Source organism: Synechococcus sp. PCC 7336 (assembly GCF_000332275.1).
In the GTDB taxonomy this organism is placed as follows: Bacteria; Cyanobacteriota; Cyanobacteriia; order Thermostichales; family PCC-7336; genus PCC-7336.
Window position 1 is genome coordinate 1705343 of record NZ_CM001776.1, and the last position, 24219, is coordinate 1729561.

Annotated in this window: 28 protein-coding genes; 12 read left to right on the top strand and 16 right to left on the bottom strand. The window is 54.1% G+C overall.

What is annotated here, in order from left to right; translation table 11 throughout:
- Positions 1 to 153 precede the first annotated feature (153 nt).
- Both SYN7336_RS08175 and SYN7336_RS32635 read left to right on the top strand, forming a co-directional pair.
- The gene (locus SYN7336_RS08175; protein WP_193789877.1) at positions 154 to 1632 is read left to right on the top strand and encodes a radical SAM protein; all 1479 of its coding nucleotides are present in this window, start codon (positions 154 to 156) and stop codon (positions 1630 to 1632) included.
- A 1-nt stretch (position 1633) separates the two neighbouring features.
- Positions 1634 to 1759: a hypothetical protein gene (locus tag SYN7336_RS32635; RefSeq protein WP_255346707.1), complete on the top strand. Its 126-nt coding sequence runs from the start codon at positions 1634 to 1636 to the stop codon at positions 1757 to 1759.
- A 54-nt stretch (positions 1760 to 1813) separates the two neighbouring features.
- Here SYN7336_RS32635 and SYN7336_RS08180 read toward each other — a convergent pair whose 3' ends face one another.
- From SYN7336_RS08180 to SYN7336_RS25020, 4 genes are all read right to left on the bottom strand, one after another.
- On the bottom strand, positions 1814 to 2395 hold the full coding sequence (locus tag SYN7336_RS08180; RefSeq protein WP_017325446.1) for a hypothetical protein: 582 nt from the start codon (positions 2393 to 2395) through the stop codon (positions 1814 to 1816).
- A gap of 143 nt (positions 2396 to 2538) precedes the next feature.
- Complete coding sequence (gene minE / locus SYN7336_RS08185) at positions 2539 to 2832, bottom strand: cell division topological specificity factor MinE (protein ID WP_017325447.1); 294 nt, start codon at positions 2830 to 2832, stop codon at positions 2539 to 2541.
- A 31-nt stretch (positions 2833 to 2863) separates the two neighbouring features.
- Positions 2864 to 3670: a septum site-determining protein MinD gene (minD, locus tag SYN7336_RS08190; protein ID WP_017325448.1), complete on the bottom strand. Its 807-nt coding sequence runs from the start codon at positions 3668 to 3670 to the stop codon at positions 2864 to 2866.
- Positions 3667 to 4362, bottom strand: coding sequence for a septum site-determining protein MinC (locus SYN7336_RS25020; RefSeq protein ID WP_017325449.1), 696 nt, complete (start codon positions 4360 to 4362; stop codon positions 3667 to 3669). Before SYN7336_RS25020 ends, minD begins: the two co-directional genes overlap by 4 nt.
- Before the next feature lie 110 nt (positions 4363 to 4472).
- Between SYN7336_RS25020 and SYN7336_RS08200 the strand changes: the two genes are divergently transcribed.
- The gene (locus SYN7336_RS08200; RefSeq protein ID WP_017325450.1) at positions 4473 to 5981 is read left to right on the top strand and encodes a UbiD family decarboxylase; all 1509 of its coding nucleotides are present in this window, start codon (positions 4473 to 4475) and stop codon (positions 5979 to 5981) included.
- A 305-nt stretch (positions 5982 to 6286) separates the two neighbouring features.
- Here the strand turns inward: SYN7336_RS08200 and clpX are convergent, their stop codons facing one another.
- Positions 6287 to 7615 (bottom strand): ATP-dependent protease ATP-binding subunit ClpX, encoded by a 1329-nt coding sequence (gene clpX, locus SYN7336_RS08210; RefSeq protein WP_017325452.1) that lies wholly within the window; start codon positions 7613 to 7615, stop codon positions 6287 to 6289.
- Between the two features lie 201 nt (positions 7616 to 7816).
- A complete protein-coding gene (gene tig, locus SYN7336_RS25025) occupies positions 7817 to 9271 on the bottom strand; it encodes a trigger factor (RefSeq protein ID WP_017325453.1) in 1455 nt (484 codons plus the stop codon).
- A 188-nt stretch (positions 9272 to 9459) separates the two neighbouring features.
- Here tig and SYN7336_RS08220 point away from each other — a divergent pair, with 188 nt between their 5' ends.
- Positions 9460 to 10260, top strand: a complete 801-nt coding sequence (locus SYN7336_RS08220) for a glycosyltransferase family 2 protein (RefSeq protein ID WP_017325454.1) — start codon at positions 9460 to 9462, stop codon at positions 10258 to 10260.
- On the opposite strand, the gene SYN7336_RS25030 is transcribed toward SYN7336_RS08220, so the two are convergent.
- Complete coding sequence (locus SYN7336_RS25030) at positions 10253 to 11800, bottom strand: glycosyltransferase family 39 protein (protein WP_017325455.1); 1548 nt, start codon at positions 11798 to 11800, stop codon at positions 10253 to 10255. The two genes, SYN7336_RS08220 and SYN7336_RS25030, sit on opposite strands and share 8 nt — an antisense overlap.
- A 146-nt stretch (positions 11801 to 11946) precedes the next feature.
- Here SYN7336_RS25030 and SYN7336_RS08230 point away from each other — a divergent pair, with 146 nt between their 5' ends.
- The gene (locus SYN7336_RS08230) at positions 11947 to 12660 is read left to right on the top strand and encodes a bifunctional 2-polyprenyl-6-hydroxyphenol methylase/3-demethylubiquinol 3-O-methyltransferase UbiG (RefSeq protein WP_017325456.1); all 714 of its coding nucleotides are present in this window, start codon (positions 11947 to 11949) and stop codon (positions 12658 to 12660) included.
- Positions 12661 to 12963: 303 nt separating this feature from the next.
- A complete protein-coding gene (locus tag SYN7336_RS08235; protein ID WP_017325457.1) occupies positions 12964 to 13284 on the top strand; it encodes a hypothetical protein in 321 nt (106 codons plus the stop codon).
- Between the two features lie 137 nt (positions 13285 to 13421).
- Here the strand turns inward: SYN7336_RS08235 and SYN7336_RS25035 are convergent, their stop codons facing one another.
- From SYN7336_RS25035 to SYN7336_RS08250, 3 genes are all read right to left on the bottom strand, one after another.
- Entirely contained in the window at positions 13422 to 13760 is a 339-nt protein-coding gene (locus SYN7336_RS25035; RefSeq protein WP_017325458.1) for a thioredoxin family protein, read from the bottom strand.
- A 246-nt stretch (positions 13761 to 14006) separates the two neighbouring features.
- Positions 14007 to 14219, bottom strand: coding sequence for a DUF2997 domain-containing protein (locus tag SYN7336_RS08245; RefSeq protein WP_017325459.1), 213 nt, complete (start codon positions 14217 to 14219; stop codon positions 14007 to 14009).
- 51 nt (positions 14220 to 14270) lie between these two features.
- Positions 14271 to 14903 (bottom strand): PAP/fibrillin family protein, encoded by a 633-nt coding sequence (locus tag SYN7336_RS08250; protein ID WP_017325460.1) that lies wholly within the window; start codon positions 14901 to 14903, stop codon positions 14271 to 14273.
- Positions 14904 to 15058: 155 nt separating this feature from the next.
- On the opposite strand from SYN7336_RS08250, the gene surE reads away from it, so the two are divergent.
- From surE to SYN7336_RS08270, 4 genes are all read left to right on the top strand, one after another.
- On the top strand, positions 15059 to 15736 hold the full coding sequence (surE, locus tag SYN7336_RS08255) for a 5'/3'-nucleotidase SurE (protein WP_017325461.1): 678 nt from the start codon (positions 15059 to 15061) through the stop codon (positions 15734 to 15736).
- A 14-nt stretch (positions 15737 to 15750) separates the two neighbouring features.
- Positions 15751 to 16287: an SRPBCC family protein gene (locus SYN7336_RS08260; protein ID WP_017325462.1), complete on the top strand. Its 537-nt coding sequence runs from the start codon at positions 15751 to 15753 to the stop codon at positions 16285 to 16287.
- Positions 16288 to 16355: 68 nt separating this feature from the next.
- The gene (locus SYN7336_RS08265) at positions 16356 to 16718 is read left to right on the top strand and encodes an antitoxin Xre/MbcA/ParS toxin-binding domain-containing protein (protein ID WP_017325463.1); all 363 of its coding nucleotides are present in this window, start codon (positions 16356 to 16358) and stop codon (positions 16716 to 16718) included.
- Entirely contained in the window at positions 16711 to 17178 is a 468-nt protein-coding gene (locus tag SYN7336_RS08270) for an RES family NAD+ phosphorylase (RefSeq protein ID WP_017325464.1), read from the top strand. Before SYN7336_RS08265 ends, SYN7336_RS08270 begins: the two co-directional genes overlap by 8 nt.
- 47 nt (positions 17179 to 17225) lie before the next feature.
- Here the strand turns inward: SYN7336_RS08270 and cobM are convergent, their stop codons facing one another.
- From cobM to SYN7336_RS08285, 3 genes are all read right to left on the bottom strand, one after another.
- The gene (gene cobM / locus SYN7336_RS08275) at positions 17226 to 18032 is read right to left on the bottom strand and encodes a precorrin-4 C(11)-methyltransferase (RefSeq protein WP_017325465.1); all 807 of its coding nucleotides are present in this window, start codon (positions 18030 to 18032) and stop codon (positions 17226 to 17228) included.
- 87 nt (positions 18033 to 18119) lie between these two features.
- Positions 18120 to 19427, bottom strand: a complete 1308-nt coding sequence (gene sbcD, locus SYN7336_RS08280; RefSeq protein ID WP_017325466.1) for an exonuclease subunit SbcD — start codon at positions 19425 to 19427, stop codon at positions 18120 to 18122.
- 66 nt (positions 19428 to 19493) lie between these two features.
- Positions 19494 to 20747, bottom strand: a complete 1254-nt coding sequence (locus tag SYN7336_RS08285) for an RNA-guided endonuclease TnpB family protein (RefSeq protein WP_017325467.1) — start codon at positions 20745 to 20747, stop codon at positions 19494 to 19496.
- A 28-nt stretch (positions 20748 to 20775) separates the two neighbouring features.
- Between SYN7336_RS08285 and tnpA the strand changes: the two genes are divergently transcribed.
- Positions 20776 to 21186 (top strand): IS200/IS605 family transposase, encoded by a 411-nt coding sequence (gene tnpA, locus SYN7336_RS28765; RefSeq protein ID WP_026100823.1) that lies wholly within the window; start codon positions 20776 to 20778, stop codon positions 21184 to 21186.
- Here tnpA and SYN7336_RS32000 read toward each other — a convergent pair.
- Entirely contained in the window at positions 21142 to 21975 is an 834-nt protein-coding gene (locus SYN7336_RS32000) for a type I restriction enzyme endonuclease domain-containing protein (protein ID WP_202951152.1), read from the bottom strand. The two genes, tnpA and SYN7336_RS32000, sit on opposite strands and share 45 nt — an antisense overlap.
- A gap of 82 nt (positions 21976 to 22057) precedes the next feature.
- On the opposite strand from SYN7336_RS32000, the gene SYN7336_RS32640 reads away from it, so the two are divergent.
- Complete coding sequence (locus SYN7336_RS32640; protein ID WP_255346708.1) at positions 22058 to 22189, top strand: hypothetical protein; 132 nt, start codon at positions 22058 to 22060, stop codon at positions 22187 to 22189.
- A gap of 152 nt (positions 22190 to 22341) precedes the next feature.
- Here SYN7336_RS32640 and SYN7336_RS32005 read toward each other — a convergent pair whose 3' ends face one another.
- Entirely contained in the window at positions 22342 to 23715 is a 1374-nt protein-coding gene (locus tag SYN7336_RS32005) for a type I restriction endonuclease subunit R (protein ID WP_051039782.1), read from the bottom strand.
- Positions 23716 to 23943: 228 nt separating this feature from the next.
- On the bottom strand, positions 23944 to 24216 hold the full coding sequence (locus SYN7336_RS08300) for a DUF2442 domain-containing protein (protein ID WP_017325469.1): 273 nt from the start codon (positions 24214 to 24216) through the stop codon (positions 23944 to 23946).
- Between the last annotated feature and the right edge of the window lie 3 nt (positions 24217 to 24219).

Below are 24219 nucleotides of genomic sequence, written 5' to 3' on the forward strand. Positions count from 1 at the left end.
CGAATCGATATCTCTATTATGCTAAATCACAATTAACTTAAATCCTCTAGAGGTTCTATGCGAAAACTTAGAATTGGAATCATCGACATTCTGGGTAGAAAGCCAATCAGCACAGTATACGCACGGGTTATGCGTGCTAATTTCGCGAGTATTATGCCACAGGTGCTTGCTGTTTGGTGCGAAGCGGAGGGGCATGATGTTTTTTTGGCTTACCATAATAGCTATCAGACTATGACTGAGCCTCTTCCAGAGAAGCTGGATGTGGTCTTTATCAGTTCTTTTACCCAGTCTGCACAAGTTGCTTATGCCTTAAGTAATTTATTTCGTACCAAAGGGGCTCTGACAGTCCTGGGAGGACCCCACGCCCGAAGTTATCCAGAGGATACTGCAAAATATTTCGATTATGTACTGGGGTTCACCGACCAGCAAGTGGTTAATAATGTGTTGCAAGATCTGACACAGCATCGTCCGCTGGGAATGTATCTTTCAGCAACGCAGCAACCGAAACAGCTTCCGGGGGTACGTCAACGCTGGAAGTACATCGACCGGATTTTGCAAAAAGCGCCCTGGTTGAAGATGGTTGCGGCGATCGGTAGCTTTGGGTGTCCTTATACCTGTCACTTCTGCACGGACTCTACCGTTCCCTATCAACCCCTCGATTTTGAGGAGATAAAAGCAGATCTGCGCTTCTTGCTCAAAACCTTCAAGTCCCCCATTGTTGCTTGGCACGATCCGAACTTTGGCGTTCGTTTTAATGATTATCTAAGTGCTATTGAGGAAGCTGCTCCCCCAGGTAGTATTAGATTTATAGCAGAGAGTTCCCTATCGCTCCTCAATGAGGATAACATTAAACGCCTGAAGAAAAATGGCTTTCTGGCCATCTTGCCAGGAATTGAGTCGTGGTACGAGATGGGCTACAAAACACGAGCTGGGAAGAGAAATGGGCTGGAGAAAGTTCATCAAGTTGCCGATCAGATTAATACGATCCTTGGCCATCTGTCCTACCTCCAGAGTAACTTGATTCTCGGTCTCGATTGTGACTATGGCTCGGAGCCCTTTGAACTGACGAAACATTATCTCGATCTGACCCCTGGTAATATTCCCGGCTTTTCAGTCTTAACTTCCTTTGGGCGCAGTGCTCCAGTCAATCTGGAATATCAACGACAAAACCGCATTCTTCCTATCCCTTTTCACTTCCTGAATAACAACACCATGAATATTCGACCCAAACACTATACCTGGATCGAATTTTACAACCTCACGATCGATCTTCGGGAATATGCCTTCTCCTATCCAATGATTTACAAGCGTGTCTCAGCCACTAAATCCCCAACTCCCAAGCTCATAAAACTCTTCCAGAGTCTATCCGACAGGAGTAAAGTCAAATACCTTAAAGAAGTCCGCCGTAGGCTTGAGGAAGACAAGCAATTCTGCGCTTTCTTCGAGCAGGAGACAGAGGAAATTCCTGTATTCTTTGTTGAGCAAATCAAAAAAGATCTGGGTCCTCTCTGGGAGTGGCTACCCGAAGGTGCGCTTTACCATGATGCTTACGCCTATCTTAAAACCGAAAACACCCCAGATCCCGATCTTGTGAGAGTAAGCCGCAGCCAGCTTCCCCCCAGAAGTTCGTAAAGTGATTGCCATGCAGGCGCTCTCGAAATCAGAACCGATTAGCCATCTAGCAGCAGAGCTGCAGGTCAGCCGGAAATTCGTCTACTTTTTCCTGCGCAAGACATTGAACCGTGCCCGCGAGGGTTAACGAACTCGCGACTCGTCTCAATCCGTACTAGCGAAAATATAAGCTGCGCGATCGCTAGAAGGCATCGGCAGCCATTTGGGTTGGTTTTTGTTTGAGATCGCGCAAAAACTCGCGTAACTCCTGCTCGTCTAATTGTTGGCGCGACTGCTTGCCAAAGCGCTTTTTGAGGTAATTGCGTCCTTCTTTCGGCCCCCAGCCAATGCGGGTGAGTTCCACATCAGTTTGGGCGATTAATTCGGATAGATCTTCGAGTTCGAGCTCTGGGAGAGGAGAAGGGGCCGGCGAGGGTTCTGGGGTTGAAGGGGTGGGGGCAGACCAACTGGTCGGAGGCTCACCTGCATAATTGGCGGTATTGCCGTTGGCTGGAGGGGTGGGCATGGCGGATGGAGCGATCGCCGGAGCCGCCACAGTGCCCAGAGTCAGAGGAGTAGAGCCATCTAAGCCCGCCACTCTGAGTGCCCGCTGAATGGCGGCATCTTCCGCGTCTTCTACAGTGGTGGAGCCCGCAATCCCGCTACCGAGCGTAACTTGGTTGACAATCGCCTGCGCTCGCACGATATACAGCCCTTCTTCCACCCTCAGCAGATCGGTGACGATGCTGCCCCAAGGATGGCGATCTCGAAATGTCGAAAGCATAGATCGACCGTCAGTATTGCACCCACTGCCACCATTGTGACGCTCGCGACAGCCAAGGGCAACCGCTGTTAACCAAGCTTACTAAGGCGGCAAGCTGGGGGAGTTCTAACCATTGGGGTGACGACCTCAGCCAGCCATGACTTCTAGCGGGACGGGTCGGAGATCGCAGCGCGCGAAGACTTGACTCTGCGGATGGGGAAATTGGCAATTAGCGCAGTGGTGCCCGATTGTGAAGCCAAATTGAACTCGAACCCTTCTCGATCGAGCTCGACGTATTTGGAGAGCACCCCCATAATTTCTTCGCACATCGATTCGAGAGCTGCAGGACTGAGTTGGGCGCGATCGTAAGCCAGCACAAATTTGAGCCGATCTTTCGCGGTCGACCGGCTACTTTTGTTGCTGCGCGCAAATAGCTGCTCTAAAAACTCGAATAACATGGCTCAGTCACTGACGAAGGGAATTCGGGTACTACTTATTCAATGTATTCAAAAATCGTTTAAAGCGGGTTACCAAAGTGTCATTTAAATTCGCGACATCTAAAAATGGGACTTTCTCCCCTTCCAAACGTTTACCAATATTGGAAAAGGCAACTGCAGCATGGGTAGGCTGTGGCGAAAGTACCATCGGTTCGCCATTGTTGGTAGAAACAATCACTTCGCTATCTTCTGGCACCACACCTAGCAGAGGAATGGAGAGAATTTCTACGACATCTTCTACTGACATCATATTGTTAGCGTTGATCATTTCGGGGCGAATGCGATTGACCACCAGTTGCGCTGCATAAATTTGGGCGGCTTCCAGCAGCCCAATCACGCGATCGGCATCCCGCACGGCAGAGATATCGGGGGTGGTGACAATAATGGCTTCACTCGCCTTGACGATCGCATTTTGGAACCCCTGTTCGATCCCGGCAGGACAATCGATCAAGACATAATCGCACCGGGGAGCCAACTGCTCGATCAAGTCTCCCATTTGTTCGACCGATACCGCCGTTTTGTCGCGGGACTGAGCGGCAGGCATCAAGCTCAAATTGGGGTTGCGGCGATCTTTGACTAGGGCTTGATCTAAACGGCAATCGCCATTGATGACATCAATGGCAGTATAGACAACGCGATTTTCTAGTCCCAGTAACAGATCGAGGTTGCGCAGGCCAAAGTCGGCATCTAACAACGCGACTTTCTTCCCCGCGCGTGCTAGAGCCGCACCAATATTCGCTGTGGTGGTGGTTTTACCCACTCCACCTTTACCCGATGTCACAACAATGATGCGGGTCATATAGCTCTCCGCAAGTACTCCGATACGCTCGATATACAGATGACTTCATCTTCGAGATAGGCCACTTCGGGGCTGGGAAATGGCGCCGCCCCCTCGGGGGCGCGGGCGACGCGATTGGCAATGCGCAACTGAGTGGGCATTAGGGACAATGCCATAATGGTTGCGTCCTGCGAGCCGCCAGCCCCCGCATGGGCCACCCCCCGCAATCGCCCCCATACCAAGATGTCGCCTCCGGCGAAAACCTCGCCGCCAGGATTGATATCCCCCACGATCGCCACCGACCCACCGTGCTGGATGGCTGTACCCGATCGAATGGTGGTTTTGAGATAGAGGGTGTTGGCATAGTCTCCATTCGCGGCCAGAGGCGCTAGGGGTGGGGTTTGCTCAACAGAATAACCCAACTCTACGGCGGCGATCGCCGTTTGTCGATTATCGGTTTGCACGCGATACAACCCCAAGTTGCGAGTGGCTGCCAGAGCGGCGATCGCCTGCAGTCGCTGAGTATCGAGCTGCCAGCCTCCCGCCCAGAGGGTGAGTAAAGCGCTGCCCGAATTCAGGTGCTGAAAGCCTTTAAAGCGCACGCTCACCTGCTGCCACAGCTCCGACCAAGCGCGGTCCGGCACGGGCAAGTGCAGGTGCAACCCGGAACTGTCTGCACGGAGATAAACCTGCTCTGGTGGCGCACTTAGCACGGCGACCTATTCCAAACCCAATCGAACTTGAATGGTAGCATCCTCTTTCAAAGTCCCTGCTGGACTTCAATAATAGTTATGCTTGAGGAATCGTTCATAAAACTTCACTGATGGCCCGAGACCTACGCGGATTTTTGCGACTATTGGACCAGCGGGGCCAACTCCATCGCGTCACGGCAGCGGTCGATCCCGATTTAGAGATTGCAGAAATTAGCAACCGCATGCTGGCTGTTGGCGGTCCGGTGCTGCTGTTCGAGCAAGTGAAGGGATCGCCCTATCCAGTGGCGGTGAACCTACTGGGCACCTTGGAACGGGTGTGCTGGGCGATGAATATGGAGAGGCCCGCAGAACTGGAAGAGCTGGGTAAAAAGTTAGGTATGTTGCAGCAGCCGAAGCCGCCCAAAAAACTGTCGCAGGCGGTTGAGTTCGGCAAGGTTCTATTTGATGTTTTAAGAGCCAAGCCCGGTCGCGACTGGCTGCCGCCCTGTCAACAAGAGGTGGTAATGGGGGAGGCCCTCGATCTGAATGCGATCCCCACGATTCGCCCCTATGCGGGGGATGCGGGCAGGATTGTGACACTGGGGCTGGCGATCACCAAAGACTGCGAAACCGGCATTCCCAATGTGGGGGTCTATCGCCTGCAGTTGCAGTCCGAGAGCACGATGACAGTCCATTGGCTGTCCGTGCGGGGGGGGGCTCGCCACCTGCGCAAGGCAACTGAACGGGGGCAAAAGTTGGAGATCGCGATCGCCCTCGGCGTCGATCCCCTCATCATTATGGCGGCTGCCACACCGATCCCCGTTGACTTATCCGAGTGGCTCTTTGCCGGTCTTTACGGCGGTTCGGGGGTCAAATTGACAAAGTGCAAAACCCTCGATCTGGAAGTTCCTGCCGAGGCCGAGTTTATTTTAGAGGGCACGATCGCCCCTGGCGAAGTTCTGCCTGACGGTCCGTTTGGGGATCACATGGGCTACTACGGCGGCGTGGAAGATTCCCCCTTGGTGCGCTTCCACTGCATGACCCACCGTCGCGAGCCGGTCTATCTCACCACCTTCAGCGGTCGCCCCCCCAAAGAAGAGGCGTTAATGGCGATCGCCCTCAACCGCATCTATACGCCCATCCTGAGGCAGCAGGTTTCCGAGATTGTCGATTTCTTCCTGCCAATGGAAGCCTTAAGCTACAAGGCAGCGATCATTTCTATCGACAAAGCCTATCCCGGCCAAGCCCGCCGCGCCGCCTTGGCATTTTGGAGTGCGCTGCCACAGTTTACCTACACCAAGTTCGTGATTGTGGTGGATAAAACCATCAACATTCGCGATCCCCGACAGGTGGTCTGGGCAATGACCTCCAAAGTGGACCCGGTCCGAGATGTGTTCATCCTGCCGGAAACCCCCTTCGATACGCTCGATTTTGCCAGTGAAAAGATTGGTTTGGGCGGTCGTATGGGGATCGATGCCACGACGAAGATTCCGCCGGAAACGGACCACCCGTGGGGCGAGCCGCTAGAGTCGGATGCGGATGTGGCGGCAAGGGTCGATCGCCGCTGGGCTGAATACGGCCTCGCCGATCTCGATCTGGGGGCAGTCGATCCCAATCTATTTGGGTACGACATTCGTTAACCTGAGGGGCGATCGATCTTGCTATTTCTGAGGGAGATTGGCTTTGGGCCGAAAGCAGACCTCTGAAAGGCGTTCTGGATTGTTGCACAGCCCCCTAAATCCCCCATTCTGGGGGACTTGTCTACAATACTGGCGTGGCTTTGAGAGATTGGGATCGAGATTGCTGCGAACGAAGTAGAGACTTATCCGCAAGTCCCCCACTGGTGGGGGATTTAGGGGGCCGAGTGCAAGGTATAACAAGCAGCTCGGGCATTGCAGAACAACTATTCCTCTACAATCCCGATCGCCGCTTGAAATTGCGTCAATTAGGCTGACTCGGGCTTGGGCAAGGACGAGGGATGCAGGATCAGATCGGCGGTAGAACGCTGTTCCACCATTTCCTTCGTAATCGTGCAGCGCTTGATATCTTGACGGGACGGAACTTCGTACATCACATCCAGCATGAGTTCCTCCACGATCGCCCTCAGCGCCCTCGCCCCCGTCTTGCGCTTGAAGGCTTCGCGGGCGATCGCCGCGATCGCTCCCGGCTCGAATTCCAGCTCCACGCTGTCCATACGCAAGTACTTCTGGTACTGCTTGACAATCGCATTTTTCGGCTGCGTCAAAATTGCTTCTAATGCCTTTTCGTGCAGTGGCTCTAGCGTTGCAACCACCGGAATGCGACCAATAAATTCGGGGATCATGCCGAATTTAACTAAATCTTCAGGCGAAAGCTGTTTGAGGGTATCGCTGGTGCGAGCCTCGCGGGGTAATGAGGTTTCTCCCTGCTTGATAAAACCCATCGACTTGCGACCGGTGCGCTGCTCGATTACCTTATCGAGACCCACAAAGGCACCGCCGCAGACAAACAAAATATTGCTGGTATCGATCTGGATGCAGTCTTGGTAAGGATGCTTGCGTCCCCCCTGAGGCGGAACACTCGCCACCGTTCCCTCCAGCATCTTCAGTAGTGCCTGCTGCACCCCTTCCCCAGACACATCGCGGGTAATGGAGGGGTTCTCGCTTTTGCGGGCTACCTTGTCAATTTCGTCAATGTAGATAATACCGCGCTGGGCCTCTTCCACATCGAGATCGGCCACTTGCAATAGTCGCAGCAAGATATTCTCCACATCTTCGCCAACGTAGCCTGCTTCTGTCAGGGTGGTGGCATCGGCCACCGCGAAGGGAACATCCAGCATGCGGGCTAACGTTTCTGCCAGCAGAGTTTTGCCCGATCCGGTCGGACCAATCAACAGAATATTGGATTTTTGAATTTCAATCCCGTCTTCCTCGATTGACTGAGCTACTTCGGTACTCAGACGTTTGTAGTGGTTGTAGACTGCCACAGACAGCACCTTTTTGGCCTGCTCTTGACCGATGACATACTGATCGAGATAGTCGCGAATGTCTTTTGGTTTGGGCAGTTCGGCAAGAGAAGGCAGTTCTCTCGGAGGCCGCCGTTCTGCTTCCTTGCGGGCTGGGGCTGCTGTAGGCTGAGTGCCGCTGCCGTCGTACAACTCTTCGTCGAGGATCTCGTTGCACAGATCGACGCATTCATCGCAAATATATACGCCAGGACCGGCAATTAACTTCCGAACCTGCTCCTGCGATTTGCCGCAGAAGGAGCACTTGAGATGGGAGTCATATTTTGCCATGAGCCATTTCTTTTGTGCGAGTTAACAGCGAGAACTTACTCGACAAGCCACAGCTCGAAAGCTCGGGCTTTCACTCTAACATTAGCTTCAATCGCCCGAGGTGGTGGCAGCCTCCAACAAGACTTTAAACTATTTAGCGTCTACTTCACTCAGACTGCCGAGCTTGCCCAGCCTCGAACGCCATTGCTGCAGTGGTTCAGGCTATTTGTCTCCCTCTGAGTCTGCTGTTGCTGCGCTGGCCTCCACCTCGACGATTGCGTCTGAAGCCGCAGTCTCTTCGACCTCGACGTTAGAGTCAGTATTGACCTCGGCCTCACTGTCGTCAAGGGTTGGATCCCCGACTGGATTGCCGTCCTCATCCACCCACTCAATCTGGTTTTGTGCCCTCAACCAAGCCAATACTTTCTCGGTTAGCAACTCCTCTCGGTAATGGTCCCGCACGCGCTGTTCGGAGATCTTTTCATTGCCGCGGTAGGCATTTAGAAAATCTTCAACCTTGACAGCCAATTCGGTCTCGCCCACTTGGATGTTTTCTTGGCGGACAATCTCAGACAGGGCGAGGGTGCGAAGCAGGCGGGCGATCGCCTCGGGGCGAGTCTGCTGCTGCAGTTCTGCCATCATCTTGTTGTCGTTCGTGAGGCGCTTGACGTCTAACCCTTGCTGCGCGAGCTGGTTGAGGTTTTGGTCGATTAAGAACTGCACCTCGTGCTCGATCAGAGTTTCGGGCAGATCGATCTCCGCCCCTTCGAGCACCGCATCCACGAGTGCTTCATCCAACTCGGCTATCGACTCGCGATTGGCTTCTGCGGCGAACTGTTCTGTTAGATGTTGTTCGAGTGCTTCAACAGTGCCGAACTCGCTAATCTCACTGACAAACTCGTCATCGAGCTCGGGCAGCTCTTTCATTTTGAGTTCGTGCAGCTCGACCGTAAACGTTGCCTTCTGTCCGGCAACGTCTGGATTGGCATAATCTTCTGGAAACTCGGCTTCTATTTCTCGCTCTTCGTCAATCGCCATGCCGACGATGCCAGCGACAAAACCGGGAATGAACTTCGACTCCTCCAGTTCCAGTTGAAAATCTTTGCCTCGAGCCCCTTCAATCTCTTCACCATCGAGGGTGCGCCCGACAAAATCGATCGTGGCCACATCTCCCATCTCGGCAGGACGATCTTCGATGGGGATCAGAGTGGCCCGCTGTTGGCGTTGATAGTCGATGGTCTCCTTAACGCGATCGGGGTTCGGTTCTTGGCGAGTGACTTTAATCTCTAGGCCCGTATACTTGCCCAGGGTAACTTCGGGTTGAACCTCTACAGTCCCCGTAAAGGAGAGCTCAGATGTGGGATTGAAGTTGGCGAGCAGATCGTCGATATTTCCTTCGAGCGTGAATTGACCGATCGCCTTGATGTCGCCTTCTTTCAGCGCTACTTCCACCGAATCGGAGATCAAGCTTTCTAAGACAGTTGCCTTCACTCGCTGGGAACCAACAGACTGAATCACCAACTGACGGGGGGCCTTCCCTTTGCGAAAGCCTTGTAACTGCACATTCTTGGTAAAGTCGCGCACGGTTTTTTCGTAGGTCTTTTGTACCTGCTCGACATCGAGGGTGATGTTGAGGTTGACCTGGCTGCCGGGCCGCTTCTCCTGGGTGACTTGCATGAAACAGTTACGAGTAATAGTGCGACTAATTATCGTAGCGTACTTACCGCTCGCCGAGTGGCACGAAATATGTTTTTCCGACTATTTTTGCCGTGCTGCTCGTCCGGCAGAGCCTCAACCGTTCAGCTTGTTTCGAAGTCCGCTAGCCGTTATGGTGGCTGAATCTTTTCTAGTGGTGACTCCAAGTCATGGCTGTTTCTCTAGGCCGAGCTTCTGTCTTATCGGTCTTAATTCCTGCTTATAACGAGCGGGATTCGATTGCACAGGTGCTGGTAACGGTGGCGGCTGCCCTGCCAGACGTCTCTAAAGAAATCGTCGTTGTCGATGACGGTTCGACCGACGGTACGCGCGAATGGCTCGATCGCAACATTGCTAAGAGCGCTGGCTACTGGCAAGAGCTCACTTTAGAAGCTGACGGCACCCTCGGCAGGATTGCGGCCGATCGCCACAGCCAAGGAGCGGTTTCCTTTCAAGTGATTTTTCACGATCGCAATCGAGGTAAAGGGGCTGCCCTACAAACGGCAATGAAGGCATCCACCGGAGACGCGATCGTGGTGCAAGATGCCGATCTGGAATACGACCCCGCCGATTGGGAGCGAATGTATCGCCTCATTTGCGTTCGTCAAGTGGCTGATGTGGTGTACGGATCTCGCTTCTACGGATACGCCCATCGCTCTCTTTATTTCCATCACTATTGTGCCAACCAGCTCATTTCTCTCCTCTTCAACCTGCTATACAACCAGACCTTGAGCGATGTAGAGGTTTGCTACAAAATGTTTACGCGAGAGGTGCTCGAGAGCTTGAAGATTACTCAGAATGACTTTGGCTTCGAGATTCAGATTAGTGCCCAAATTGCCCGCCAGCGGAAATGGCGCATCTATGAATTAGGGATTCACTATTACGGTCGTACCTATAGTGAAGGCAAGAAAATTAACTGGAAAGATGGCGTCAAAGCGCTGTGGTACCTGTTCTGGTTCCGCTTTATCTAGCAGGCGAGCTAAAGTCATACAGGCAAGCCAGGACATCGGGTTGTGCAAACGCATCTCGTCGGCTGCCGAAGCGATCGAGCTCGGCCAGTAGGGCCGCTTGAGTGGCTTCTGATTTGCGGGCGATTAAAAACCAAACTCGATCGCGATCGCGGAATTGAGCGATGTCCTGGCGGTAACGATCTCCCAGCTCGCCCGCAAGCTCGTCGGCATTAGGGGCATTGACTCGCCCCAAGCTGTAGTCTGCGGGGGATAGGCCCAATTGCCGAGCGTAGTAGAGGAAAGGGCGGTGGGCGCGGGGGAAAATGTGGATCGTATCTACAGGCTGGCGGCGGGCTTGGATGTAGTGAACTGCGGGACGGAGGTGGTCGAAATGGTACAAGCTTGGGTTCAGCAGTCTTTGGCCGGAATAGAGCAGAGGGGGCAGGACGAGCATAATAGAGACGATCGCTCCGAATAATCCAATCGCCTTTGCCTTGCGAGATCGGGCCTGGAGCTGACTTAAGAGGGCTGCAGCGCCTTCGGCGATCGCAATTAAGGCAAATGGGGCTAGGAATAACACCAGACGTCCGTGGAAGGGGTATTGATGTAGGTAAGCAGCCGTTAAGGTGACGAGTAGCGGCGCAATCAAAACTGCCAATTTCCATTTGTCTTGGCGATAGAGGGCGATACAACCGCAGACAAAGGCAAAGATGGCAACGCCGTCGGTGAAATTAAGAAAGCCGAGGGGCCGGTAAAAGAATTGGCCGAGGGTATCAAACCCCCAAACCCAGTCGAAGGGAGAGTCGGGATAGGAAAAAGCCCACCAATTGGATAGGGACTGACTGCTTGTGGCAGGGATGATGAAAAAGCGATATAGGGAGATAAAGCTGACGCTCCAAGTGAGGTACATCGGCCAGCGGTTGAGCAGAATCGCCTTCAACTTTCGGGGGCGCGCGAGGAAACCGACAATCTCAATACCTGCCAGGACGAAAACAATCGGAAATGAGAGCCAAATAGAGACTGCGCCAAGCAGGCCGTAGGTCAGAATTTGGCGCTTGGGGAGGGGGCGATCGCGATGGGGGACCAGGAGTAAAAACAACAGCAGAGCCAGGGCCATATCCGTGCTGTAGGGTTTAGTTTCTGCTGCATAGAAGACGAGATATTTGAGGGAAGCGAAGAGGGCGATCGCAATTGGCACGGCCAAGCTGGTGGCATAGCGGCGAGCGAGTTTGTAGAACAACAATAGGGCGGCGAGGCCAGAGAGGAGCGGAAAGAATCTCAAGGCATATTCGTGATTGCCGAAGAGTTGAATGGCTAGTTTTTCGATCCAGAGGAACAGAGGGGGGGCGGATTGATCGTATTCCAGTCGGGTGAGGAGGTCTGGGTAGGAGCGATCGACGATGCTGATGGCGAGGCTGGCTTCGTCGAGCCAGAGAGAGCGATTGCTGAAGTAATGGGCCAGCCGGGTGGCGACGCCGAAGAGTAGCAAAAGCAGGAGAAGAGTTCGATATTGGAGCGGGGGGAGGGCTGCTTTGCTTGTGTCGGGTTGCATCTGAATCATTGGGTTTGTCGATATTGAGAGCTGGAGTTTTGTAGAGGAGAAGCTGAGCAAGCTAGAGTCCTTGGTCTTCAAGCATTTTAGACATATCCTAAAAACTATGATTTTCAAGCCAGCTGCGACTTCGCGGTGTACTGAGGAAGGGATCGATGACAATCTTGTCCAGCAAAATGCCCCAATATTTTGGCAAGGATCTAGAAGCCATGTCCTTTGCAAGGAACTATCATAAATGGATTATGGCTGAATTCCATTCCTATCTCGGAGGTTCTGTAGCTGAAGTTGGCGCAGGAATAGGAAATTTTTCAAAACTAGTCTTAGAGGCTAATATAAAGAACCTAAAAGCTTTCGAGCCATCTCAGAATATGTACCCGTTATTGAAAGAAACCCTCAGCCAAGATCGGGGAGCTGAGGCGATTAACGGTTTCTTTGGCAGGGCAGATCCAGGAGAAAGCTTTGATTCAATTTTATATGTCAATGTTCTCGAACATATAGAAGATGATGCCTCTGAGCTTGCCAACGCGCACAAAGCACTCAACATGAATGGGCACCTACTCATCTTTGTGCCAGCACTACCATGGCTCTACAGCGAACTGGACAAACAGGTCGGTCACTTTCGTCGATATTTAAAGCAGGATCTCGTATCTCGCGCGCAACAGGCAGGATTTACGATTGTAAAGGCACGATATTTCGATCTAGTCGGCATCATTCCCTGGTACTTCAACTTTGTGTTACTCAAGAACTCGATCGACGGCAATAGTATATCTCTTTACGATAGGCTAGTGGTTCCGCCCATGCGTTTTATTGAAGGGCTCGTGGCACCACCGCTGGGCAAGAATGTGTTGTTGGTGGCCAAAAAAGCTTAACCGTGCGCTTAACCCAAAGCGATCGCACCGATCCCGTGGGTCTAAGCCCACAATTGACCTGCGGGATCGCTGCGAAGCTCAACCCAGCCACTAGGCCGCCAGAGGTTGACAGCATACCGAAGAAGTTACCGTATTGCTGTCGGAATATTGCAGAATGTAACGCAATGTTTTTTTAGATTTCAAATCTGTCTCTATCTTCGTTACAAAGTTGCGAAGGTGAGATAAGTTCGATTAATTTTAGGTACCGTCTGCAGATTTGCTGCCGGTTGACAACGGTAAACGGAAGTTCCGGTACAAAAAACTATGGATTCACTCAAAACCTATCGTTTGCGCTGCACTTTGACATTTGGCGATATTTACGGACAGATTATTGCTTGGCTGATTGTGATTTTTGCGAGTTTAGCGGCTGCCATGGCGTCAATGGCTGGCAGCAGTCAGCCGCTTTATGCGTTGGCGACTGTCGCACTGGTGCTAGTGGTGACGCTACCCTTTTTGCTGTTTGCCTTTGTGACAACCTTGTTCAACCACATCGAGGCGATGCCCGTCGAGAGTACCGAGGCAAGTTCTACCCAATCCCGACAATCTAGAGCCTCTGGTTCGATGAGTGCAGGTGCTCTCGGTTGAGTTGGGTGCTCTGACACGATCGCTTCGAGCCCACCATCGAAGCGAAGCTTCTGTCCCCACCGAACGGTGGGGATTTTTCGATTCACGCGCAATAAAACAGAGGACGCTGGAAGGCGTTCCCGTTCGTTCGATACAGGCTAGGCGTGCTGCAGGTGAGATTGCATCAGCAGTTCGCAGCGGTAGAGCAGATCCTCGCGGTTGTGAAAGTTACTGAGTCGCTCTATCTCTTGGCCGTCATACCGCAGTAATAGCAATGTTGGCAAGGTGCGAATGTTGTACTGGCGAGCAATATCCCACTGTGTGTCCACGTCAATCGAGGCGATCGCGATCGTCTCGGGCCATTCCTGCGAGAGGCGATTGAGTACGGGCTGGACCCAATGGCAGAGGTGGCACCACGAAGCGCCAAAGTTTAAGAGAGTATAAGGCTTAAAAATTAAAGGGTCTGAGGTCAAAGAAGCATATTGTTGAAATTGCAACGTCCCAAATCTCCACAATAAAGATTGGTTTCGGGATCATCGTACCAGGGAGAACTGCTTCTCATGTAGTTCCTCCGATAACAAATCCTGTAAAGATTCAGAACAATTCTGAGAATGCGAACTGAGCCCAAAGCTAATGGTCGTATGGCGGCAGCGGGGATCGCTGGGGATCGGGGATCGCTAGATTCAAGCTCAATCAGACGAATCGGAGCGTATAACTGGGCTTGCAGCCCTATCGCCCAATGCTTAGGTCTCGCCCCAGCTTTCCCACTGCTGTTGAGCGGACTGGTTCTCTACCGTTTGATAGTGTTCGTCCGTTTCTTGTCGATGAGTCATATTACCGAGTTTGCCTTCGATCTCCGCCGTCAGCTCCGTACATTGCTTGCCTCGAACTCCCTTAACGGTTTCGACAACGCGCCCGTCGGGATAAATGGTAAATTCCAGCGTTTCTGTTGCCATGATGCAGATCCTAGTCGACGCTCTCATCCTAGTCGACGCTCTCAGATTAGCTTAAGTCTCGGGGGGCTTTCGATCTAACACAAACAGATTGCCTTGATTGCCGCGTCCGATGCGCAGATTGCGATCGAGGTAGGTAATGTCGAGCCAGCCTCGCTGTTCGCGACGTTCTGGAAAGGTGACTTTCACGGCTGGGATCTGTTGGGGGCGGTGTTGCATTAAGGCCAGAAAGGAGTCTAGGTCGTAGTTCATCACCGCTTGCGAACCCACCATCGCCTGCAAAAATTTGACGGACACTCGGCGATCGGAGACGACCTGGAAGGTGGCCCGCACGGCAACGATCCCGCCCAGTCCGGGCAGGCCATTAATTTCGCCGACATTACACAATAATTGCCGCTTGGCCCAAATGCATTGGTAGATGCCTCTCGATTTAAACCCCGGTAGGGTTTTGCCCAGTCGCAGTAATTCGGAGCTGGTGGTATAGAGGGTTCGCCAGTTGCCACTTAACAGCTCGGCGGCGGCGGTGGGGGCGGCAGTGGGGTTGAAGGCTTCGAGTGCTGCAACGAGTCGATCGATTTCTGCTGAGGGTTCTGGCAGCCCGCTGGGGGCTGGAGCGGCGGCGATCGCCTCCAGCAAGGCAGATTTTGCCGCTGCTCGGTCGGGGCTAGAGTCTTCGGGATGGGGCATGGTCTTCTCGGGGATCGCAATCTGAGCTAACCGTTCCGTCCGATCCTAACGCCATCCGCTCGCTACTCCACAGCAGGGTTGCTGCTGAGGGAGTGGGGTTTGCTAAGCTCGGACTGGCTAATTTCTGCGCATGAAATTCGGAGTCATAACGTCTTGTGGCCTTTTTGATTACTAACGACGATGGCATTGATGCCCCCGGCATTCAGGCCCTTTGGGCGGTGGTGGAGGGGGATGGCGCGATCGTGGCTCCCCAGCAGCAATATTCCGGTTGCGGCCATACGGTGACGGCCAACGGACCCATTCGGGTGGACGAGCGATCGCCCCAACACTATGCCATCTCCGGCACGCCTGCCGACTGCGTGCGTCTCGGTCTCAAACATCTCTATCCCGGTGCTCGCATGGTGTTGTCAGGTATTAATGCGGGTGGTAATTTAGGTTCGGATGTTTATATGTCGGGTACCGTAGCGGCCGTGCGGGAAGCGGCTTTGCTGGGTATTCCCGGTATTGCGATTTCCCATTACAAGCGGGGCCAGTTGCAGATTGATTGGGAAATTGCTGCTCGCATGGCTGCGCGAGCCATTGCCGAGCTCATCTCCTGCCCGCTGCCTTCGGGCAGCTATTGGAATGTCAACTTGCCTCACCTGCAGCCAGGGGAGACGATCCCCGAGCTCGTCTTTTGTCCCCCCTGCAAGCAACCGCTGCCGGTGAGCTATCGGGTGGAGGGCAACGAATATCACTATAATGGCCGCTATGCCGAGCGAGTGCGAGATGCAGGAGCGGATACGGAAGTTTGTTTTAACGGCAAAATTGCGGTGACGCAGTTGAGTGTTTAGGCATTGCAGCTGCTGTGGGGATCGCGATCGGTCCTCAGCTCTCGATCGCTAGCAGTATTTGGACGCGGCAGGACAAGGGATCGATCGTTGGGAGAGGCTTCGTGCGCACATTCGAGCAATCCATCTCTATTGCTGCTCCAATTGAGGTGGTCGATCGCTGCATTGTCTCCCCAGACTTGATGGGCCAGTGGCTCAACCCCATGTTGAAGTGCGAGTCGGTTGGCGATTGGTCTGTGGAGGTGGGAGATCGGTTTCGCTTTAAATTAAGGATGCCGCTACTGGAACCGGCACTAGAGTGCGTGGTGGCCGAGCGCAGAGTCGGCTTAGTGGTGTGGGATTTTGCGGGGTTCTTTACAGGAAGCGATCGCTGGGAATGTCAGCCACAGTCAGAAGGGACGCTGTTGCTGAATCAGTTTAGCTTCGAGATTCCCAATCCGTTGGTGGCAGCAGGATTTGAGTTGGGAGCTGCCCAATTGACTCAGCGGGATATGCGAGCGCAGTTGAGGCGGCTGCAGGCGATCGCCGAAGAGCTAGCGATGACAAGAGAGTAGCCAAAGTGCGAGATCGCTTTCTTGTCACTTGGCAGCTACAATAAGACAAGTGGCACTTAGAGGGCGTCATGGGAATTAGTCTTGCCGACAAACCTGTCAAATACGAAACCTTGCAAGCCAGCGCCGCGCAATTCGACTTGAACGTGCAGCAGAAGCAGCTCCTCTTCGGCCTTTCGCCGCGCACCCAGGCTCGCTACAAACAATCCAACCCGGAACTCAATCCACTAGTGGCCGATCGCCTGTCCCGCTTCCAGCGCTTGACGGACCTCGCAGTAAAAGTTTTCGAGGACGAGCGAGAGGCAAAGCGATGGCTTTCTTCGCCGAAGGCTAACCTGGACAATCTAACCCCTCTCGACGCGATGGCCACAGACAGCGGTGCTACCCAAGTCGAGCAAATGCTGTATCGGATCGAGTATGGGGTATATGCCTGAACCGCTGATGGTATGGCGGCTCAGCAAGCGGAAATATGCGCCAATGGCTTTTTCTGGAGAGGGCGGGCTCTACGTTGCAGGTCGCTGGACGCCCAAGGGATATCGAGCTGCCTACACCTCCGAGAGTTTAGCGCTGGCCAGCTTGGAAGTTTTCGTCCATGCCGAAACCAACAATATCCCCCTCATCGGCATCCGAGCCTACCTGAACGAGCCAGTGATTGAAGTCGTGCCTGTAAAGAAGCTACCGATAGATTGGCAGGAAACCTCGGCTTACCCCCAGCTCCAATCCATCGGCGATCGCTGGTTGAAGAACCTGACGGCTCCTATTCTGAAGGTTCCCTCGGCGATCGTGCCTATGGAATATAACTACATTCTGAATCCAGCCCACCCCGATTTGCAGATCGTCACCGAGCCGCCGATAACTTTCCAATTCGACCGGCGGATGTGGAAGTCCTTTTGAAGCACGGTCATCTGTCTAGTTACGCCAACAGCAGAAAATTCAGCCGACTAGGTAATGTCCGGGGCAAGGGTTGTGTGGGGGCGATGGGGACGGAAGAGGTGAACGTGACTGGGGCTGTAAAGTTGCGATCGCGCAGGGGCCGTCACATCGAGCGCAGGGCTAACCAAATACAGTACCGTGCGGTTGAGTTTGGCCGACTTCGTTAAATCGTGCAATTGACTGAGGGTGCCGCTGAGGATTTGCTCGTCGGGCCAGCCGATGCGGTAGCAGATGGCGATCGCCGTTTCGGCAGGATAGTGCTCCAACAACGTTGCTTGCACGTCTTTGGCATGGTGGGCGCTGAGATACAGACAGAGAGAGGCCCGGTGGGCCGCCAGACTGGCGAGATCCTCCGCCTCGGGCACAGCAGTTCGTCCGCTCGCCCGCGTCAAAATAATGCTCTGCACGAGATCGGGCACCGTCAGTTCCACCCCTAAGCGAGCCGCTGCCGCCTGAAACGCACTTACCCCCGGCACCACTTCGAATTCCACCCCCGCTGCCAGCAGAGCAACGGTCATTTCCTGCAGTGCGCCATACAAGCAGGGATCGCCATCTTGCAAGCGAACCACCACTTGGCCCGCTCTAGCGCGGTCCACCACGGTTGGCAATAGCGTTTCGAGCACCTGCGATCGCGTATCGATTCGTTCTGCCTCGGGCCGGCAGTAATCCAGCATCGCTGCGGGAACAAGCGATCCGGCATACACCACCACATCCGCTGCCTGCAGCAGGCGCATCCCCCGCACCGAAATCAAGTCGGGATGTCCGGGGCCAGCCCCCACGATATAAACCCGTCCTGCCACAACACCCTTGTCCATCAATGACCAACCTTTATGTTTGCTCTGCCAAAGTGTTTCCCCAGCATACTCGCGCTAGCAGCCGCAACTGGCGATCGCCGAATTGCTCTAGGGATCGTTCTCCACCAGCAAACTCAGTTGCTCTGCCGCAGGTTCCCACAGCGCCTTGTCGCTTGGCTCCACCTTTACCCAATCGGGAATTACTTCTGCCATTAGTTGACGGGCAGCTTGCAGCATGTCGTCGTGCAAGCCAGCGAGGTCGTCGCGGGTTTGCAGGTAATGTTCGAGGGCTTCGACGGGGGTGAGATCGGTGGCAGCTAAGCCGGGAAGGCGAGTGCGATCGGCGGCGATGACTTCGGGGCTGATGGAGTAACTGGAGGCAGGTGAGAGTAATTCGTGCAGGCGGCGATCGTCGATTTCGTCGGCGCGATCGGTGCGAATGCGATAGATCGTGCGAACGACAGCCCCTTCAATCTCCCGTTCGGCGATCGCTGCTTCCAAGACAGCCATAGGGGATTCGTCTGAGTCCAACTGGGCTAAATCGACGCGGATGGTGCAGAAGTTACGCACCTCTAGCGGCACCAGCTCGTATTGGGTACCCTCGACTCGCACGTTGGCGAGGATAAAGCCTTTGGTTTCTGTTTCTTCACTGAAGTCCACCCGTTCGATGCTGCCGGGATAGATGACGGGGGGATTGTCGCAGAGCACTTGATGGCGGTGGACGTGACCGAGGGCGACGTATTGATAGGCAGGTCGGGCGAGCAGGGAAAGGGGAACGGTGAAACCTTTGCCAACGGCGAGATGGCGTTCGGCTCCGTAGCGGGCGCGATCGACCATGGCGTGGGCTAACAGAATAGCGGGGATGTCGCGATCGAGTTGGCGGGTTTCGGCTTCGAGGGCAAGGTCGAGTTTTTTGAGCAGGCTTTCGGCAACGGCAGCAGCAGATAAGCCTTCGGTGTTGGGGTTGGCGAGCAGGGCAGAGCGGTTGAGCCAGGGGAGGGTGGTGACTTGGATGGGGCCGCTGCGGGTTTCGATTGGGAGGGTACGCAGGCGATCGCCGACAAAGAAGTTGGGGACCGATAGGGTTCTGTAAATACTGAGGCTGTTGCCTTCGAGTCCTTGTCCGTGTTGGTCGTGGTTGCCGATGAGGAGGACAGTGGGGATGTTGGCGTCGGCGAGGCGGCGAAATTGGCTGGCGAAGGCTTCTTGGTGGAGCGGGGGCGGGGTAGCGTCAGGGAAGGCGTCGCCGCCGAAGAGGACGAGATCGACGGGTTCGGAGATGGCGCGATCGATACAGTGGCTGAGGGTAGCGGTGAAATCTTCCAGGCGCGTATTGAGTCCAGTTTGGGGATTAATGCGACCGTGGCTCAACCCACTGCCCAGATGGATATCGGATAAATGTAGAACTTTGACCACGAGCCAGCTGCATAACCTCTATAGCAGTTTTACCTTGAAAGTGACGAGCTAGGGATTGATTGACGCTCATCCCGCTAACACTTCGCGTATAGCAGGAGATTCCCCATTCACAGAGTCTTGGCTAGAGTGCAAAACACTCCCCGCCAGAACCTCTCCAGGGGCATTTTCAGCACTGTCCGCCCGACAGCGCTTTTTGAACCTATTTCTCAGCACCAGGCCACTGGCGACATCTCTGGGTATTGAGCAACCACAGGTGCATTTATGCCAACGAGTTGCCAGCGTTTTGCGTACCGCTTCATCGCAGTCAGGGCACTCCTGAGAAGTCCCCGCTGCCTTTTCTTTTACCACCACCTTGCCGCGCTTAAGGCCAATCCAGGGCAACACCGAGTTAAGGAATTGCCCGTGACCGGAATCCAGCATGTGCTTACCCAACATCCCGCGACTGAGACCAATCAGGTTTAAGTCTTCAACCACAATCACATCAGCAGCATCACAAAGCTGGTGAGCCGCCTTGAAGTGAAAGTCCTTGCGGGTATCGGCAATCCGTTCGTGCAGCCTCGCCACCTTAGCTTGAGCCTTCTTCCAATTGGCTGACCCAGGCTGCTTTCGCTTCAATCTGCGTTGCAGCAATTTAAGCTTGCGCTGCAGATCCACGAAAAACCTGGGCCGCTCTAGCTGAAGGCCGTCCGAAGTTGAGAGAAAGTATTCCAGCCCAACATCTACGCCCACTACATGACCCACCAATGGTGGTTCTGGGATGACGATATCGGCCCGAAAAGTGAGCATGACGTAATAGCCTGATGCTCGTTTGACGACCCTGGCTTGCTTGACAGTGAAGCCCTCTGGATAGGGGCGCGAATGGCGAATGGCCATCCAGCCCAGCCCTGGCAGTTTAACTGCCCCGTCTCTCAACGGAGCTTTGCCCAGTTGAGGAAAAGAGAATGACCGCATTCGCCCCGACTTCTTGAACCGGGGGAACCCAGCCCCTAGCTTTTTGCGGCGGTCAAATGCTTGGTCTAAACGCCTCAAAACTTGCTGTAACGCCTGGGCATTGACCGAGGCTAGGTCAGCGTTGAGCCGCTTCGCCTCAGTCAACCGCTGACACTGAACCTTGAAGCCAGGGTATGGAGCATCTGCCGGAATGATGTACTCGCCACACAGAGAGCAGACATTAACCGGACACTTGCGAGAAGCAACCCAGTCTTTGCGCTCTCTCAGCGCATAATTCCAAACCCGGCGGCACACCTCTAAATCGTGGTCAATTTGTTCGGCCTGCTGCTTAGTCGGTTTTAGCTTGTACTCATACGTCAGGGTTATCATAGAGCTATTCTAGCCTTTAGTCGCTCTTATGTCGCAACAGCTAAGCACCCTCCACCACTGCTCTTACAGTATTCGCTTTCACTTAGTCACCTGCACTAAATACCGCCGCAAGTGCATCACTCAGCCCATACTGGATAGGCTCAAGGAGATATTTTCAGAGACCCTTCAGAAGTGGGAGGGAGAGCTGATTGAGTTCAATGGTGAAGCGGATCGTGTCTACCTGTTAATAGCTGTAAACCCAAAGTGCCAGCCCTCTAAGTTGGTCAATAACCTGAAAACCGTCTCTAGTCGCTTGATTCGGAAAGAGTTTGCGGAGCACCTAGGCAAGGTCTACCGCAAGCCCGTTTTCTGGAGTCGTTCGTACTGCATCATCTCCTGTGGCGGAGCACCCATTTCAGTCCTGAAGCAGTACATCCAACAGCAAGCCGAGATTGACTGATTGCTCCCTCCGGTCGCCCGCCGCTTCACCACCCCCCAAACCTTCGGCTATGGGCGGAGCACTGCGACGGAATTTCGGTAGCAGTTTTTCCAGCAGTTCTACTGCAAGGTTTTTGTACTGTAAGTGGCGCAGGTCTTCGAGGAATTCTTCAGAGAGGAGGCTGATATTGGGGGTGTCTAGACCGGCTAGGGCGAAGACGTCGGTGACTCCTTCAGCGACGATCGCGTTGTCGAGAATTTGTTTGAGGGCGGAATGTTTTTCGGCTTCGGTGCGTTTGCGATCGACGGTGGTGGATTTGACGATCGCGACTTTGACGGCGGTGAAGAAGGCGATCTCTTTGCGTAGGGCAGCGGCGGCTTCGAGGGTGCTACAGAGGGAGAAGGCTTTGTTGACGGCAGTGACAGCATCGAGGAATCGCTTTTTGCCATCGGGTAAACCGAGGATGTAGTTAGCGGCTGGTATGAGGAGATCGATGGCTTTGGTTTCGAATTCGCTGTAATCGAACGGGTGGAAGAGCGATCGCAGAATTTCGATTTTTTCCCGCAGGATGGGGAGGGCTTCTCGATCGATGTTGCGGGTGGGTTGACCTTTGCCTTTGGCGTCGGTGTAGGTTTTGAGGGCGTCTTTGAGTTCGTTGGCGATGCCGATGTAATCGACGACTAGACCGGCTTCTTTGCCTTTGAAGGCGCGGTTGACGCGGGCGATCGCCTGCGTGAGGCTGTGACCGCGCATGGGTTTGTCGATGTACATGGTATGGCAGCAGGGGGCGTCGAAGCCGGTGAGCCACATGTCGCGGACGATGACGATTTGCAGGGGGTCGGCGGGGTCTTTGAATCGCGTTTCTAGGCGTTTTTTCTGGGCTTTGGAGTAGATGTGGTCTTGGATATGGGGGCGATCGGAGGGCGCTGCCGGTCATGACGATTCGGATGGCTCCGTCTTCGGAGTTGTAGCCGATTTCTTGGCCGTCTTTGACGAGTTTGGTTCCGGCCCAATCTGGACGTAAGGCGATCGGTTCGTCGAAGAGATTGACGCAGATGTCGCGGCTCATGCCGACAATCATGGCTTTGCCTTGCAGGATCTCGGTGCGGGTTTCGAAGTGGTGGACGAGGTCTGCGGCTATGGCTTTGAGGCGGGGTTCGGCTCCGACGAGTTTGGCTAGTTGTGCCCATTGGCTCTTGGTGTTTTCGCGGGTGGCGAGGTCTTCTTCGTCTTCGACGATATCTTCGACTTCTTGGTTGAGTGCTTCGATGTCTGTGTTGTTGAGGTCGAGTTTGGCGAGACGGCTTTCGTAGTAAATGGGGACGGTGGCTCCGTGTCTAGGAGTGAGAATTTCTGGACGGTGGTGAAGATGATGCCGCCGGAGGCTCGGGTGGAGAGTTTTTCGCGCAGTTGTTCGCGGCTGTCTGCTTGTTCGGGGGTGTCTTTGAACAGGTCGGTGGCTTTGCAGAATTGTTGGTAGAGTTGGCCGTCGAGGTCGTTGCGATCGGTGACGACGATCGGGGTGGGGTTTTTCATGGCGGGCTGTTGCAGGAGTTTTCCGGCGTAGCAGCACATGGAGATGCTTTTGCCTGCTCCTTGGGTGTGCCAGAAGACTCCGGCTTTGTGGGAGCCGGGTTTGACTTCCCGTCCGTAGGTGGCGCGGGTTTCTTTGAGTAGACCGGATGGTTCGGTGGGGGCGGAGGCGATGAGGGTGACGCGGATGGCTTCGCGGACGCCGTGGAATTGGTGGTATCCGGCGATTTTTTTGACGAGGGTGTCGCCGTCTCGCTCGAACAGGATGAAGTTGCGGATGTAGTCGAGAAAGAGGTTGGGTTGGAAGAAGCCTTTGACTAGAGTTTCAAGTTGGAATTCGAGGAGTGGGCGATCGTCTTCGTTATCGACAGCCCGCCAGGGTAGGAACCATTCTTCGGTGGCGGTGAGGGAGCCGATGCGGGCGGTGATGCCGTCGCTGATGGCGAGGGCTTGGTTGTAGACGAACAGGTCGGAGATTTCGTCTTTGTAGGTTTGCAGTTGGCGGTAAGCTTCCCAGATGTCGGTGTCTTCTTTAGCGGGGTTTTTGAGTTCGACAACTACGAGAGGTAGACCGTTGACGAATACGACGATGTCGGGGCGACGAGGGATTTTGGTGCCGGTGACGGTGAATTGATTGACGACGAGGTAGTCGTTGTTTGAGGGGGTGTGGAAGTCGATGAGTAGGGCGCGATCGCCGATGGTTTCGCCTTCTTGGTTGGTGTACTCAACGGGGATGCCATTTTTGAGGAGGCGGTGGAAAGCGTGGTTGTTTTGGATGAGGGTGGGGTGTTCGGGGGTGGTGGCGATGTGGAGGGCTTCGGCGATCGCTGCTGGGGGAAGGGCTGAGTTGATTTGGGTGAGGGCGGTTTGGAGGCGATCGGTGAGGATAACGTCGCGGTAGTCTTTGCGCTCGGGGGTGGGGCCTTCGGGGGCTAGGTCGGGGCCAGGGATGTAGATCCAGCCGGTGTCTTGGAACCACTGGAGGCAGAGTTGTTCGAGTTGGTCTTCGGTAATCATGAGATGGCGAGTTTGTGGCTCATGGAATATCTACAAATGATTTTGTGGGTCGTGAAACGTAAAATGTGAGCAACAAGAGGGCTTTTTTGCGCAAAGGGGAATTTGCGTCTAAAGAAGGAGATGCTTAGTAAGAAGGGCTTTCTGGAATTTCGGTAGACTGAGGGTGCTTTTCGCCTAAGAAAGAAATATACAAAGATTATCTATGTAAAGTGGACTTTTTTGGGAAGGTTATGGGGCGGCGTTGGTTGTGGGGGTGAGTTGGCCTGAGATGGTGGCATAGAGGACGTCGGGGTCTAGGTCTGCGCCGTTGTTCCAGTAGATGGTGCCCCATTCGGGGTGGACTTGGACGGTTTGAAAGTAGGTGATGTCTTGGAGGGGGGCGAAGATGCCGGTGAATTGGATCGATTGGCTGATGTCGATGGTGCCTTCGAGTCCGTCTTCGAAGGTGAGGTGAAGTTGGTAGCCGGTTTTTGGGGTGACTTTGATGATGTCTTTTAGCATGGG